This window comes from Streptomyces sp. NPDC031479 (assembly GCF_055581065.1).
The window spans coordinates 68,198-83,063 of the sequence record NZ_JBVIKC010000009.1 but is presented as its reverse complement, the minus strand read 5'-3'; the positions used below and the strand labels follow the sequence as shown (position 1 = coordinate 83,063).

General features: G+C 72.9%; 10 protein-coding genes and 1 pseudogene. 5 read left to right on the top strand and 6 right to left on the bottom strand.

Features of this window, described 5'->3' with window-relative positions; translation table 11 throughout:
• Positions 1–48: 48 nt before the first annotated feature.
• Positions 49–3,828, top strand: a complete 3,780-nt coding sequence (locus ACZ5D2_RS12970) for an ABC transporter ATP-binding protein (RefSeq protein WP_371678459.1) — start codon at positions 49–51, stop codon at positions 3,826–3,828.
• Positions 3,829–3,838: 10 nt separating this feature from the next.
• Here ACZ5D2_RS12970 and ACZ5D2_RS12965 read toward each other — a convergent pair whose 3' ends face one another.
• Positions 3,839–4,393 (bottom strand): EF-hand domain-containing protein, encoded by a 555-nt coding sequence (locus ACZ5D2_RS12965; RefSeq protein WP_371678460.1) that lies wholly within the window; start codon positions 4,391–4,393, stop codon positions 3,839–3,841.
• Positions 4,394–4,696: 303 nt separating this feature from the next.
• Here ACZ5D2_RS12965 and ACZ5D2_RS12960 point away from each other — a divergent pair, with 303 nt between their 5' ends.
• Together ACZ5D2_RS12960 and ACZ5D2_RS12955 are read left to right on the top strand one after the other, a co-directional pair.
• Positions 4,697–5,062, top strand: coding sequence for a hypothetical protein (locus ACZ5D2_RS12960; protein WP_371678461.1), 366 nt, complete (start codon positions 4,697–4,699; stop codon positions 5,060–5,062).
• A gap of 84 nt (positions 5,063–5,146) precedes the next feature.
• Positions 5,147–6,583: an aminopeptidase gene (locus ACZ5D2_RS12955; RefSeq protein ID WP_468928975.1), complete on the top strand. Its 1,437-nt coding sequence runs from the start codon at positions 5,147–5,149 to the stop codon at positions 6,581–6,583.
• Between the two features lie 25 nt (positions 6,584–6,608).
• On the opposite strand, the gene ACZ5D2_RS12950 is transcribed toward ACZ5D2_RS12955, so the two are convergent.
• Positions 6,609–8,390 (bottom strand): glycoside hydrolase family 3 protein, encoded by a 1,782-nt coding sequence (locus tag ACZ5D2_RS12950; RefSeq protein WP_468929076.1) that lies wholly within the window; start codon positions 8,388–8,390, stop codon positions 6,609–6,611.
• Between the two features lie 55 nt (positions 8,391–8,445).
• A complete protein-coding gene (locus tag ACZ5D2_RS12945; RefSeq protein ID WP_371678463.1) occupies positions 8,446–9,402 on the bottom strand; it encodes a LysR family transcriptional regulator in 957 nt (318 codons plus the stop codon).
• A gap of 83 nt (positions 9,403–9,485) precedes the next feature.
• Here ACZ5D2_RS12945 and ACZ5D2_RS12940 point away from each other — a divergent pair, with 83 nt between their 5' ends.
• Complete coding sequence (locus ACZ5D2_RS12940; protein ID WP_371678464.1) at positions 9,486–10,409, top strand: EamA family transporter; 924 nt, start codon at positions 9,486–9,488, stop codon at positions 10,407–10,409.
• On the opposite strand, the pseudogene ACZ5D2_RS12935 reads toward ACZ5D2_RS12940, so the two are convergent.
• The 3 genes and pseudogenes from ACZ5D2_RS12935 to ACZ5D2_RS12925 form a co-directional block, all read right to left on the bottom strand.
• Positions 10,360–10,872: pseudogene (locus ACZ5D2_RS12935) on the bottom strand (GNAT family N-acetyltransferase); the annotation flags it as partial. The gene ACZ5D2_RS12940 and the pseudogene ACZ5D2_RS12935 sit on opposite strands and share 50 nt — an antisense overlap.
• 132 nt (positions 10,873–11,004) lie before the next feature.
• Entirely contained in the window at positions 11,005–11,547 is a 543-nt protein-coding gene (locus ACZ5D2_RS12930) for a DUF937 domain-containing protein (RefSeq protein ID WP_468928972.1), read from the bottom strand.
• A 217-nt stretch (positions 11,548–11,764) separates the two neighbouring features.
• Positions 11,765–12,010 (bottom strand): hypothetical protein, encoded by a 246-nt coding sequence (locus tag ACZ5D2_RS12925; protein WP_468928970.1) that lies wholly within the window; start codon positions 12,008–12,010, stop codon positions 11,765–11,767.
• A gap of 478 nt (positions 12,011–12,488) precedes the next feature.
• Between ACZ5D2_RS12925 and recD2 the strand changes: the two genes are divergently transcribed.
• Positions 12,489–14,735, top strand: coding sequence for an SF1B family DNA helicase RecD2 (recD2, locus tag ACZ5D2_RS12920; RefSeq protein ID WP_371678467.1), 2,247 nt, complete (start codon positions 12,489–12,491; stop codon positions 14,733–14,735).
• Positions 14,736–14,866 lie beyond the last annotated feature (131 nt).

Here is a 14,866-nt window from a genome sequence, read left to right as displayed (position 1 = left end):
TCGGAGCGTTGGGGTGGCGGCAGGACAGGACCTACGGGGAGGTATCACGTGACGGCGGCCGGCGGGAAACAGGGCTGGGGCAGGCGGCTGACCGCCTACACCTGGCGGTACAGGCGCAACGTGCTGCTCGCGCTGGGGTCCTCGCTGGCCGGCATGGCCGTCATGGCCCTCGTACCGCTCGTCACCCGCGTGATCATCGACGACGTCGTCGGGAACAAGACCGAGGACATGGCCCCCTGGGCCGGCCTGTTCATAGGCGCCGCCCTGCTCGTGTACGTCATGACCTACATACGCAGGTACTACGGCGGCCGCCTCGCCCTCGACGTCCAGCACGACCTGCGCACCGACATGTACGACACGATCGCCCGCCTCGACGGGCGGCGTCAGGACGAGCTGTCCACCGGACAGGTCGTCGGCCGGGCCACCAGCGACCTCCAGCTGATCCAGGGCCTGCTGTTCATGCTCCCCATGACCATCGGGAACTTCCTCCTCTTCGGGATATCCCTCGGCGTCATGCTCTGGCTGTCCCCGCTGCTGACCCTGGTCGCCCTGCTGATGGCCCCCGCGCTCTGGTTCATCGCCAAGCGCAGCCGCAAGAAGCTCTTCCCCGCCACCTGGTACGCCCAGGCACAGGCCGCCGCCGTGGCCACCGTCGTCGACGGCGCCGTGACCGGCGTCCGCGTCGTCAAGGGCTTCGGGCAGGAGGAGCAGGAGACCGGCAAGCTCCGCGAGGCCGGCCGCAGGCTGTTCGGCGGCCGGATGCGCGCCATCCGGCTCAACTCCCGCTACACCCCCGCCCTCCAGGCCGTTCCCGCCCTCGGGCAGGTCGCGATGCTGGCCCTCGGCGGCTGGATGGCCACCCGGGGACAGGTCACCCTCGGCACCTTCGTCGCCTTCTCCACCTACCTCGCCCAGCTCGTCGGCCCCGTCCGCATGCTCGCCATGATCCTCACCGTCGCCCAGCAGGCCCGCGCCGGCGCCGAGCGGGTCTTCGAGCTCATCGACACCGAGCCCGTGATCCGCGAGGGCACCCGCGAGCTGCCCGCCGACGCCCCGGCCACCGTCGAGTTCGACGACGTCCGCTTCGGCTACGACCCCGAGCGGCCCGTCCTCGACGGGTTCTCGCTCACCATCGCCGAGGGCGAGACCGTCGCCGTCGTGGGCTCCTCCGGCAGCGGCAAGTCGACCGTGGCCCTGCTCCTGCCCCGCTTCTACGACGCCGACCACGGCGCCGTCCGCGTCGGCGGCCACGACGTCCGCGAGCTGACCTACGACTCCCTGCGCGCCGCCATCGGCCTGGTGCCCGAGGACTCCTTCCTCTTCTCCGACACCATCCGCGCCAACATCGCCTTCGGCCGCCCCGACGCCTCCGACGAGGAGGTCCGTGCCGCCGCCCGCGCCGCCCAGGCCGAGGGCTTCGTCGAGGCCCTCGCCGCCGGGTTCGACACCCGCGTCGGCGAACAGGGCCTCACCCTCTCCGGCGGCCAGCGCCAGCGCATCGCGCTCGCCCGCGCCATCCTCACCGACCCCCGGCTGCTCCTCCTCGACGACGCCACCTCCGCCGTCGACGCCCGCGTCGAGCACGAGATCCACGAGGCGCTCCGGGCCGTCATGGCGGGCCGCACCACCCTCCTCATCGCCCACCGCCGCTCCACCCTCGCGCTGGCCGACCGGATCGCCGTACTCGACCACGGGCGGCTCGCCGACATCGGCACCCACGAGGAGCTGGAGCGCCGCTGCGACCTGTACCGCAGGCTGCTGACCGACCCCGACGCCCTCGGCGCCGCCTCCCCGCGCACCCCCGACGCGCCGGCGATGGCCGAGTTCGAGCGGGACATCGAGCGGGACCTGGAACTCGAAGCGGAGATCGACTCCGAGCCGGTCAACGCCAAGCGCCGGGTCGCGGACGGGGTCACCCCCGAGCTGTGGCGGCGCGAGGAGAGCGGCAGGTCCGCCACCACCCCCGCGGCCCCCGGCATGCCCGCCACCCCCGAACTCCTCGCCCAGGTGGCGGCCCTGCCGCCCGCCGCCGACGAACCGGCGGTGGACGAGGACCGGGCCGCCGCCGCCGAGGACAGCTACGGCCTGCGCCGCCTGCTGCGCGGCTTCTGGGCGCCGCTCGCCATCAGCCTGGGCCTGGTCACCCTCGACGCCGGCTCCGGACTGCTGCTGCCCGTCCTGATCCGGCACGGCATCGACCAGGGCGTCGAGCAGGCCGCGCTCGGAGCCGTCTGGGCGGCATCCGGCCTCGCCCTCCTGCTGGTCCTCGGCCAGTGGGCCGCCCAGTTCGCCGAGACCCGGATGACGGGCCGCACCGGCGAGCGCGTCCTGTACGCCCTGCGCGTCAAGATCTTCGCCCAGCTCCAGCGCCTCGGTCTGGACTACTACGAGCGCGAGCTCACGGGCAAGATCATGACCAGGATGACCACCGACGTGGACTCCCTGTCCAGCTTCCTGCAGACCGGGCTCGTCACCGCCGTGGTCTCCGTCCTCACCTTCTTCGGGATCCTCGTCGCCCTGCTCGTCCTCGACGTCGAGCTCGCGCTGATCGTCTTCGCCACCCTGCCCGTGCTGGTCCTCGCCACGGTCGTCTTCCGCCGCAAGTCGGTCGCCGCCTACGAGCTCGCCCGCGACCGGGTCAGCGTGGTCAACGCCGACCTCCAGGAGTCCGTGGCCGGGCTCCGCCTCGTGCAGGCCTTCCGCCGCCAGTCCACCGGCGCCGCCCGCTTCGCCGAGCGCAGCGACTCCTACCGCCAGGCCCGGGTGCGCGGCCAGTGGCTGATATCCGTCTACTTCCCCTTCGTGCAGCTGCTGTCCTCCGGCGCGGCCGCGGCCGTGCTGATCGTCGGCGCGGGCCGGGTGGGGGCGGCCACCCTCACCACCGGCGCGCTGGTCGCGTACCTGCTGTACATCGACCTCTTCTTCGCCCCGGTCCAGCAGCTCTCCCAGGTCTTCGACGGGTACCAGCAGGCAACCGTCTCCCTCGGCCGGATCCAGGAGCTGCTGCGCGAGCCCACCACCACCCCGCGTCCCGCCGCCCCCGTCGACGTGCCGAAGCTGCGCGGCGAGATCGCCTTCGAGGACGTGCGCTTCCGCTACGGCACCGCCGAGGAGCGCGGGGAGACGGGCGAGGCGCTGGCCGGGATCAGCCTGCGGATACCCGCCGGACAGACCGTCGCCTTCGTCGGCGAGACCGGGGCCGGAAAGTCCACGCTGGTCAAGATGGTCGCCCGGTTCTACGACCCGACCTCCGGCCGGGTCACCGCCGACGGCGCCGACCTGCGGGAGCTGGACCTGACGGCGTACCGCCACCGCCTCGGCGTGGTCCCCCAGGAGCCCTACCTCTTCCCGGGTACGGTCCGCGACGCCATCGCCTACGGGCGGACCGGCGCGAGCGACGCCGAAGTGGAGGCCGCCGCCCGGGCGGTCGGCGCCCACGACATGATCGCCACCCTCGACGGCGGCTACCTGCACGCCGTCGCCGAGCGCGGCCGCAACCTCTCGGCGGGCCAGCGCCAGCTGATCGCGCTGGCCCGCGCCGAGCTCGTCGACCCGGACGTGCTGCTCCTCGACGAGGCCACCGCCGCCCTGGACCTGGCCACCGAGGCGCAGGTCAACCAGGCCACCGACCGGCTCGCGGGCAAGCGCACCACCCTGGTCGTCGCGCACCGGCTGACCACCGCCGCCCGCGCCGACCGGGTGGTGGTCATGGACCGCGGCCGGGTCGTCGAGGACGGCAGCCACCTCGAACTGCTGGCGCGTGGCGGCCGCTACGCCGAGCTGTGGCGGACCTTCGCCGGGGAGGACGAGCCCGCGGCGGCCGCGTGAGCGCGTCCGGTCAGAGTTCGCCGAAGAGCAGGTTGCCGGGGGCGTCCTCGTCGTCCCCGGTGTAGTACTCGCGTACGGCGTCGAGGAGTTCGTCCAGCGACAGGTAGCCGTCGTGGTTCTTGTCGATCTTCGCGAAGAGGACGTCCGCGTCGGCGGGCTCCAGCTTGGTGTCGAAGGCCAGCTGCGCCGTGTGGAACTCCTCGGGGCTGATGTGCCCGTCGCCGTTGGTGTCGACGACCGTGAGGATCGCCTTCATCATCGGCCGGAAGGACTTCTCGTACGCGGGGCCGCCGTCCTTGTACAGGCGGGTCATGCCGTCCCGGTACTGCTCGGGCGTGAGCTTCTGGTCCTCGCCGACGCCCAGCTCGTTGAACAGGTCCACCCAGAAGTCCGTGAGGCCGCGGAACACGTCGGCCGCCTTGGGGGAGGTGGCCGGCTCCGACAGCGCCGAGAGCAGGCGGGACCCGAGCGCGATCATGTCCTGCTCGTCGATCACGCCGTTGGAGTCCGCGTCCAGGTGCGCGAACGCGCGCTCCAGCTTGCGGTCGAGCAGATCGTTCGTCATGTCAGATGCCCTTCACGGCTACCACGGATACGCTGAGCGGTCACTCGGCCACCTAGCGTAATCTGTCCGTCGGTCGCGAACTCCCGCTCTCCCGCCGGGAAGTCGGGGATGCACTCTTACGGGGTAGGGCCGGGCCCGTGGGCGCGGGCCCGGGTCCGGTCGCCGTGCGCAACCTTCCGCCGCGCCTGCGCGTCGTACGTGCGTACGTGTTGCGTACGGCCGATCGGGGGCTCAAGGGTGCTGCGTCAGGGGCAGAAGGTGCGCGAGGTGCGGGGCAGGGAGGGGCGTGGCCGGGGGAGGGCCGTGTCCCTGGGGGCGTTCGGGGCGGCGCTCTGGCTCGTCGTGGGGGCGGTGTTCGCGGCCGCTCCGGCGCAGGCCGCGACCGGCGGGTGCCCGGGCGAGCTGGTCGAGGCGCTGCCCTTCGCCACCGGTGAGGTGCGCGTGTACAAGAGCCGGGACCGGGTGTGCGCGGTGACGGTGGCCCTGCGGGCCGGGGAGCGCCGTCACATGTGGGTCAGTATTCAGCCACGTGGTGGCGTCCCGGTGGGCGATGCGGGGCAATTCACCCGGTACGCGGGCCCCGTCAGCGTGGGGGCGATCAACCGATGTGTGTATGTAAAGGGCGGAGTGGCGGCCGGATCCGTCGATTCCGGCTGGATCCTGTGCTGAGCTCGCGACCCAACTGGGACTGTTCATGGGCGTGTTGCCCCCGCTAGGTTCACGGCGACCACAGTGAACTCAAGGGGAGGGTGAATGCGCAAGACGCTCGGATGGCTGCTGTCGCTCGTGGTGCTGATCGGCACCATGGGCGCGGCCGGCGCCACGGCACAAGCGGCCACCGCCGCGGGGCCTGCCGCCGCCACGGACATCAAGGACCAGATCCTCAGCATTCCGGGGATGAGCCTGATCGAGGAGAAGCCGTACCCGGGGTACCGCTTCTTCGTACTGAACTACGAGCAGCCGGTCGACCACCGGCAGCCGTGGAAGGGCACCTTCAAGCAGCGCCTGACCCTGCTGCACAAGGACGTCTCGCGGCCCACGGTGTTCTTCACCTCGGGCTACAACGTCAACACCAGCCCGCGCCGCAGTGAGCCGACGACCATCGTCGACGGCAACCAGATCTCCCTGGAGTATCGATTCTTCACCCCCTCCCGGCCCGACCCGGCCAACTGGGGGAACCTGGACATCTGGCAGGCCGCCAGCGACCAGCACCGCATCTTCACCGCGCTGAAGAAGATCTACCCCAAGAACTGGCTGGCCACGGGCGGCAGCAAGGGCGGTATGACGGCGACGTACTACGAGCGCTACTACCCGCGTGACATGGACGGCGTCGTCGCGTACGTCGCCCCCAACGACGTCGTCAACAAGGAGGACTCGGCCTACGACCGGTTCTTCACCAAGGTCGGCACCAAGGAGTGCCGCGACAAGCTGAACAACGTGCAGCGCGAGGCCCTGGTCCGCCGCGAGCCGCTGGAGGCCAAGTACACGGCCGCCGCCGCCGCGAACGGCTGGACCTTCACCACGGTCGGCAGCCTCGACAGGGCCTTCGAGGCCGTCGTCCTCGACTACACCTGGGCCTTCTGGCAGTACAGCCTGCTCTCCGACTGCGCGGCCATCCCGACCGCCGCCACCGCGAGCGACCAGGAGATCTGGGACACGGTGGACACCATCTCCGGCTTCTCGGCCTACGCCGACCAGGGCCTGGAGACCTACACGCCGTACTACTACCAGGCCGGTACGCAGCTCGGTTCGCCCGACATCAAGCAGCCCCACCTCAAGGGCCTGAGCCGCTACGGCTACCAGCCGCCGCGCACCTTCGTGCCCCGCGACATCCCGATGACCTTCCAGCCGGGCGTCATGGCGGACGTGGACAACTGGGTCCGCAACAACGCGAACCAGATGCTCTTCGTCTACGGGCAGAACGACCCGTGGGGCGCCGAGCCCTTCCACCTCGGGTACACCGTGCGCGACAGCTACGTGATGATCGCGCCGGGCGCCAACCACGGGGCCAACGTCGCCAAGCTCCAGGAGGGCGAGAAGGCCCTCGCGACCGCGAAGATCCTCCAGTGGGCCGGGGTCGCCCCCGCCCAGACCCTGTCCGGCCGGGCCCAGGCCCCCGCGCCGCTGGCCGCGCCGGACCCGGTGCTCGACCAGGTCGACCTCAGGCACGAGCCGCAGCTGCGGCCGTAGTCCCCGGTCGTTTCAGGGAGTACGGCTACCGGGCCACGGGCGGGTACGACAGCCCGTGGCCCAGGGGGTAGCGGCCCGGTACGGGGACCGGGAGGCGGCCGGCGGGCCGCCTCGCACCCGTCAGTACCCGGGCCGCCGCCCGCATCTCCACGTCCGTCCAGCAGTACGTCGCCAGCTCGGCCGCGCACTCCGGCAGCCGCGCCGGGTCGTGCGGGTTGCGGATCGCCACCAGCACCACCGGGACGCCCGTCGCGACCAGGTCCGCCACCAGCGCGCGCTGCGGACTCTCGCCCTCCGGGACGTTGTACGTGCACACCAGCACCGCCGCGTGGCCAGGGGCCGCCGCCGGCGCCCCGGCGGGCGCGAGCGCCGTCGCCCGGCAGCCCAGCGCCGTCAGCTCCCGCGCCAGGACCGTCGTGGGCGGGCCGGTGGTACCCGTGGGGGAGACCGGGTCGGTCCCGGTGACCAGCAGCTTCGGCCCGGCCGCCGCGTCCAGCGGCAGCAGGCCCCGCGGATTGGCCAGCAGGGTGGTCGTGGCCGCCGCGATCTCGTCCGCCGCCGCCAGGTGCCCGCCCGTGCCGACCACCGCGTCCACCCGGGCCGCCGAGGTGTAGGGGTCCTCGAACAGGCCGCGGCGGGCCTTGAGTTCCAGGATCCGCAGCACCGACTCGCCGATCCGCTCCCGCGTCAGCTCGCCCGACTCCACCGCCGCCCGCACGCTGCGCTGCGCGAGGGCGAGGTCCGGGGCGTTCAGCAGCTGGTCGCAGCCCGCCTTCAGGGCCAGCACCGGGACCCGGTCGTCCCCGTACTTCTGGCGGACCCCCGCCATGTCGAGGGCGTCGGTCACCACCACCCCCCGGAAGCCGAGGCGTTCGCGCAGGATGCCGGTGACGATCGGCCGTGAGAGGGTCGCCGGATCCCCCGAGGGATCGAGCGCGGGGAAGACGATGTGCGCCGTCATCACGACGTCCACGCCCGCCTCCACCACCGCCCGGAACGGCGGCTCGTCCAGCTCCTCCCACTGCGCGCGGGTGTGCCGCATCACCGGCAGCCCGACGTGGCTGTCGGTCTCCGTGTCCCCGTGCCCCGGGAAGTGCTTCGCCGTCGCGGCCACCCCGGCCCCCTGGTAGCCGCGCACCTGGGCCGCGGCCAGGGCCGCCACCGCCCGGGGGTCCGCGCCGAAGGACCGTACGCCGATCACCGGATTGGCCGGGTTCACGTTCACGTCCGACACCGGGGCGTAGTCCTGCCGGACGCCCAGCGCCGCCAGCTCGGCCCCCGCCACGCGCGCCGCCCGGCGGGCGTCGGCCGTGGACCCGCCCGCGCCCAGCGCCATCGCCCCCGGCAGCAGGGTGGCCGGCCGGCCGATCCGGGCTACGGCCCCGTGTTCCTGGTCGGTGGAGAGCAGCAGCGGGATCCCGGCGCCCGAGCCGGCCGCCGCCCGCTGGAGACCGTCGGACAGCCCGGCGATCTGGTGCGGGGTCCGGGTGTTGTGGGCCCAGCCGAAGTAGACGACCCCGCCCAGGCGGTAGCGGGTGACCACCTCGGCGGCCGTGCGGACCCCGAACTGGGCCAGGTTCAGCTCGGCGTCCGCCGCGTCGGGATCGGTCGCGGAGTGCCCGTAGGCCCGGGACACGAACAGCTGCCCCACCAGCTCGGGCAGGCTCATCCGGGAGACCGCAGCGCGCAGCCGGGACCGGTCCGGGTGGCGGCCCAACGGCTCCTGCGGGGAGCGGGAGTCGTCCGGTGCGGTGGCGCGGGAGCCCACGGCGGCGGAGGAGGTCCCGGCGGCCGTGACGGCGGCCATGGCGGCGGCGGCGAGCAGGGCCCGGCGGGAGGCTTGGTACGGCACCCGCCGGACCCTACTGGCGGGCCGCACCGTCCGCCCGGGGGACACTCGGGAGGTCCCCCGGAAGGGGGGCCGCGGCGGGCCAGTGCTCCTGGAGGGCGCGCACGGCCTCGGTGATCGCCGGCCGGCGGGCCGCCCCCGTCCGCCACAGGGCGTACAACCGGCGTACGGGGCCCGGCTCCAGTGCCACCGCCACCGCGCCCGGCGGCAGCGCGCCCGTCCCCAGCCGCGGCACGACGGCGATGCCCAGCCCGGCGGCGACCAGCGCCACGATCGTGTGGTTCTCCTCGGCCACGTGCGCGATGTCCGGCTCCAGCCCGGCCGTGCGCAGGGTCCGCACCAGCCAGTCGTGGCAGACCCGTCCGGGCGGCTGGCACACCCACCGCTGCCCCGCGAGGTCCGCCCGCCGCACCGCCCCGCGGGTGGTGAAGGGGTGCCCGGCCGGCACCACCAGGTCGCACCGGTCGTCCCCGATCACCGCCTGCTCCACCCCCTCGGGGGCCGGCAGCGGGGCGATGTCCCAGTCGTGCGCCACCGCCAGGTCGGTGACCCCGCGGGCCACCAGGTCCACCGAGAGGTGCGGGTCCACCTCCGTGAGGCGTACGTCCAGCGCGGGATGCCGGTGGGCCAGGTCGGCCAGCACCCCCGGAAGCAGGCCGCGCGCCGCCGAGGCGAACGCGGCCACCGTCAGCAGACCGCTCGGCCGTCCGCGCCGCTCCTCCAGGGTGGTCTCCGCCCGCTCCACGATGGCCAGCAGCTCCCGGGCCGTGTCGGCCAGGTGCCGGGCCTCCTCGGTGAGGGCGACCCCGCGGCCGCGCCGTTCCAGCAGCGTGGTGCGGGTCTCCCGCTCCAGCTTCGCGATCTGCTGGGAGACCGCGGAAGGGGTGTAGCCGAGGGCGGCCGCCGCGCCCGCGACCGAGCCGTGGACGGAGACGGCGTGCAGGGCGCGCAGCCGGGAGAGGTCGAGCATGCGCCAATCGTAAGCATCGCTTCATCCAACGGGGAAGAAATCCGCGCTGGTGCTACATGGTCGGGGTCGCCGATGCTCGGGGAATGCGTCCCGTACACACCGCACTCGCCGTACTCGTCGCCGCCGTCTGGGGGTTCAACTTCGTCGTCATCGAGATCGGCCTCGGCCATTTCCCGCCGCTGCTGCTGTCCGCGCTGCGCTTCCTGGTCGCCGCGCTGCCCGCCGTGTTCTTCGTCGGGCGCCCCAAGGTCGCCTGGAAGTGGATCCTCGGGGTGGGCGCCGCCCTCGGCATCGCCAAGTTCGGGCTGCTGTTCACCGGCATGGCCGCCGGGATGCCGGCCGGGCTGTCCTCCCTGGTCCTGCAGATCCAGGCCGTCTTCACCGCCGTCCTCGCCGCCGTCGTGCTGCGCGAACGGCCCGGCCCGGTGCGGGTGCTGGGCATGGCCGTGGCCCTGGCCGGCATCGGGGTCGCCGCCGTCGACCGGGGCGTCTCGGGGCCGGTCACCGGCTTCGTCCTGGTCGTCGCGGCCGCCGCCTGCTGGGGCGTGTCCAACGTGCTCACCCGCAAGGCCGCCCCGCCGGACGCCCTGAACTTCATGGTGTGGGTGTGCACCGTCCCCGTGATCCCGCTGTTCGCCCTCTCGCTGCTGCTGGAGGGGCCCGACCGGGACCTGGCCGCGCTGCGCGCCCTGGACTGGTCGGGGGTCGCCGTCATCGGCTACGTCGCCTGGGTGTCCACCGTCTTCGGCTTCGGCGCCTGGGGCTACCTGCTGCGTCGCTACCCGGCCTCCTCCGTGGCGCCGTTCTCCCTGCTCGTGCCGGTCTTCGGGATGTCCTCGGCCGCGCTGGTGCTCGGTGAGGGGATCTCGGGGACGCGTTGGCTGGCGGCGGTGCTGCTGGTCGGCGGCGTCGGGCTGACCTCCCTGACCCCCGCGCGGGCCGGCCGGCGGGCCGCCGTCAGCGCGGGGCGTCCTCCCGCAGCGACAGCCGCCAGTCCTGCCCCGTGAGGTCGGCCCCGTACGAGCGGTGCGCGCGCTCCGCGACCAGGGTGAACCCGGCCCGCAGATAGAGGGAACGGGCCGAGACCAGCACGTCGTTGGTCCACAGCACCAGCTCGCGGTAGCCCACCGAACGGGCGAAGGCGACGACGGCGTCCACGAGCCGGGCGCCCACCCCCAGCCCGCGCGCGGCGGGGTCCACCAGCAGCAGCCGCAGCCGGGCGGTGCCGGGGGCGCCCTCCTCGCGCACGCACATCACCGAACCGACCGGGCGGCCCTCGTGTTCGGCGATCCAGACCCGCTCCAGGTGGGGGTCGTGGTCGCCGGCGAAGTCCGCGACGATCCGGGCGACCAGGCCCTCGAACTCCTGGTTCCAGCCGTACTCGGCCGCGTAGAGCGCGCCGTGGCGCTGCACGATCCAGCCCAGGTCGCCGGGCTCGGGGTCCCGCAGCCGCACCGGCCGGCCGGGGCTGTCCTCAGGGAGCGCAGGGGGCTTCATGGCGCCCGAGGATAGCGCGCGGCCCGGACCGGCGGACGGCGCGCGGTGCGGACCGGGGGGACGGCCCGCACGTCCCGGTCCGCGCCACGCGCCGTGCCGTACGGGTTACTTCTTGCCGCCGCCCAGGATCTGGCCGAGCAGGTCGCCGAGCCCGCCGGCGTCCGCGCCCGCCGCCGGGGCCGCGCCGGGGGCCGGGGCGCCGTCCGCCGTCGGGGCGCCCGCGCCCGCCTTGCCGTCCGCGGCACGCTTGGCGAAGACGGCCAGCACCACCGGGATCAGCACCTCGATGACCCGGCTGACGGTCGCGGCCGGGATGCCGGTCTTCTTCGAGACGGCGTTGGCGACGGGCTTGTTCACCTTCGCCAGCACTCCGGCCATCATGCCGCCGCTGAGCAGCCCGCCGAGGCCGCCGAGGGTGGCCACGCCCTGCAGCGGGGGTTCGGCCACCTCCGCGAAGGCCTGGCGCACCTCGCCGTCCTCGCCTTCGGCCGCGGCCTTCTCCCGGAGGCCTCCGGCCATGGCTCCGGCGGTCTCGCCGACCGCGGCGCGCGCGCCGTCGGCGTCGGTGCCGAGCAGTCCCGCGATCTCGGTCAGCCTGTCGTCGCCGAGCTCGCCCAGCACGTCGTCCTGGAATGAAGATTCGCTCATGCCGGAAACGCTACGTCCGTCCCGATTCGCTGGCACCTTGGGTAGGCGTTTGGTAACGGAAAGGCAAATCCGGCGGTCGGCGTGCAACCCTGCGGGCCGATCGGGGGTCGTACGGTGCGTCGGGACTTCCGGGAGGGGATCCGGGGGGATCGGGAAGTCCGACGAGGGAGGGGTAACCGTGAAGGGGTCCGGCCGGAAGGCCGGACCCCTTTCGCGGTCAGCTGGTCTGGACGGTGTAGGTGGAGGAGTTGTTGCCGGCGTTCGTGTCGCCGGCCACGCTGATGGAGGCGTGCACGGCACCGAAGCCCTTCTTGGCCACCGTCGCCAGGAGCGGGATCTGCCCCTTCTCGCCCGCCTTCAGGGTGCCGCCCGTGCAGCGGAAGCCACCGGTGGCTCCGCCCGAAGCGCCGACGGCCGAGCACTGGAACCCGTTGAACGTGCCCGATGACCGACCGCCCCACACCCGGGACGGCGGGGCCCGGGAGCTGCCTCCTCACGGGTGCGGCGGCGGGATTGCCCTGTTCCCTCAGGGTGACGAAGAAGGCGAGGTCCGGCTCGGAGTTGTCCGTGAAGGTGACGGTGGCGTCCGCGCCGTCCAGACGGAGGGTCTGGAGGGTGGGCGGGTTGGGCAGGTAGACGTCGTGCACCGCCGCCGCGGGCACGACGGCCACGCGACCAGACCGCACAGCACTCCCGCCCCGAGCGGCAGTGACCACAAGCGACGCATGCGTCGGCTGGGTGTCGTGGGGATCATGGGATTTCCGTTCCGCAGTCGCCGGAGGGCACTGTCGGGAGGAAGCCGCCCCGGCGCCCTACGGGCGCGCCCGACGTGCCGGCACACCGCCGATTGTCCGCTCGGCCACGGGCCGCGGCAACGCGGGCGGTGACGTTGTCCACAGGAGCCCCGGCCCCCTGTCGGCGCCTGCCGGTAGTTTCGTGCCATGACAACCAACGGGGCGGTGCAACTGGCGGTGGTCGAGGGGGTGCTGGAACGCATCACCTACGCCAACGAGGAGAGCGGGTACACGGTCGCCCGGGTCGACACCGGCCGCGGCGCCGGGGACCTGCTGACCGTCGTCGGATCGCTGCTCGGCGCGCAGCCCGGCGAGTCCCTGCGCATGGAGGGCCGCTGGGGCTCGCACCCCCAGTACGGCAAGCAGTTCAGCGTCGAGAACTACTCGACCCTGCTGCCCGCCACCATCCAGGGCATCCGCCGCTACCTCGGCTCCGGCCTCATCAAGGGGATCGGCCCGAAGATCGCCGACCGGATCGTGGAGCACTTCGGCACCGACACCCTCGACGTCATCGAGGCCGAGCCGAAGCGCCTGATCGAGGTCCCCGGCCTCGGCCCCAAGCGGACGAAGATGATCGGCGCCGCCTGGGAGGAGCAGAAGGCCATCAAGGAGGTCATGGTCTTCCTCCAGGGCGTCGGCGTCTCCACCTCCATCGCCGTGCGGATCTACAAGAAGTACGGTGACGCCTCCATCTCGGTGGTCAAGAACCAGCCCTACCGGCTCGCCGCCGACGTGTGGGGCATCGGCTTCCTCACCGCCGACCGCATCGCCCAGGCCGTCGGCATCCCGCACGACAGCCCCGAGCGGGTCAAGGCCGGCCTCCAGTACGCCCTGTCCCAGTCCACCGACCAGGGCCACTGCTTCCTCCCCGAGGAGCGGCTGATCGCCGACGGGGTCAAGCTGCTCCAGGTGGACACCGGCCTGGTCATCGAGTGCCTGGCCGAACTCGCCGCCGATCCGGAAGGCGTCGTACGGGAGTCCGTGCCGGACCCCCAGGGCGGCCCGGACCCCCTCACCGCCGTGTACCTGGTGCCCTTCCACCGCGCGGAGCTGTCCCTGGTCGGGCAGGTCCGGCGGCTCCTGAACGCGGAGGAGGACCGGATGCCCGGCTTCCGGGACGTGGACTGGGACAAGGCGCTCGGCTGGCTGGCCGGGCGCACCGGGGCGTCCCTCGCGCCCGAGCAGCGGGACGCGGTCCGCCTCGCCCTCACCCGTCGGGTCGCCGTCCTCACCGGCGGGCCGGGCTGCGGCAAGTCCTTCACGGTGCGCTCGATCGTGGAACTGGCCCGTGCGAAGAAGGCCAAGGTGGTGCTCGCCGCCCCCACCGGCCGGGCGGCGAAGCGGCTGTCGGAGCTGACGGGGGCCGAGGCCTCCACCGTGCACCGGCTGCTGGAGCTGAAGCCGGGCGGGGACGCGGCGTACGACCGGGACCGGCCCTTGGACGCCGATCTCGTCGTGGTGGACGAAGCCTCGATGCTGGATCTGCTCCTGGCGAACAAACTCGTCAAGGCCGTGGCCCCGGGCGCGCACCTGCTGCTCGTCGGCGATGTGGACCAGCTCCCCTCGGTGGGGGCCGGAGAGGTGCTGAGGGACCTGCTGGCCGAGGGCGGCCCGGTCCCCGCCGTCCGTCTGACCAGGATTTTCCGCCAGGCCCAGCAGTCGGGCGTGGTCACCAACGCGCACCGGATCAACACCGGGGTCCCGCCGATCACCGACGGGCTGCCGGACTTCTTCCTCTTCCCCGAGGAGGACACCGAGGCGGCCGGTCTGCTCGCCGTCGACGTGGCCGCCCGTCGAATTCCGGCCAGATTCGGTCTGGACCCGCGGCGTGACGTCCAGGTGCTGGCCCCCATGCACCGCGGCCCGGCCGGCGCCGGGAACCTCAACGGCCTGCTGCAGCAGGCGATCACCCCGGCCCGGCCGAACCTGCCCGAGAAGCGGTTCGGCGGCAGGGTCTTCCGGGTGGGTGACAAGGTCACCCAGATCCGCAACAACTACGAGAAGGGGGCCAACGGTGTCTTCAACGGCACCGTCGGCGTGGTCACCGCGCTTGACCTCGACGAACAGCGGCTGACCGTCAGGACGGAGGAGGACGAGGAGGTGGGGTACGAGTTCGCCGAGCTCGACGAGCTCGCCCACGCGTACGCCGTCACCATCCACCGCTCCCAGGGGAGTGAATATCCGGCGGTCGTGATCCCGGTCACCACCGGGGCTTGGATGATGCTCCAGCGAAATCTGCTCTACACGGCGGTGACCAGGGCTAAGAAACTGGTCGTCCTGGTCGGGTCCCGCAAGGCCCTGGGGCAGGCGGTGCGTACCGTTTCCGCAGGCAGGAGGTACACGGCGGTCGCCGCCAGGCTGTCCGGTCGGATACCGGTGGGAAACATCACCTAGATGATCGATCATTTGGGGTATCCGCCACGGTGTGGAGGGGGCAGGATGAGCAGGTTGAAGGCACTCAGTGCCGTCAAATAGACCAAAGGCCGACCCCGAGTGCACTTTCCTGCGCCAAATGGGGGAAGGTA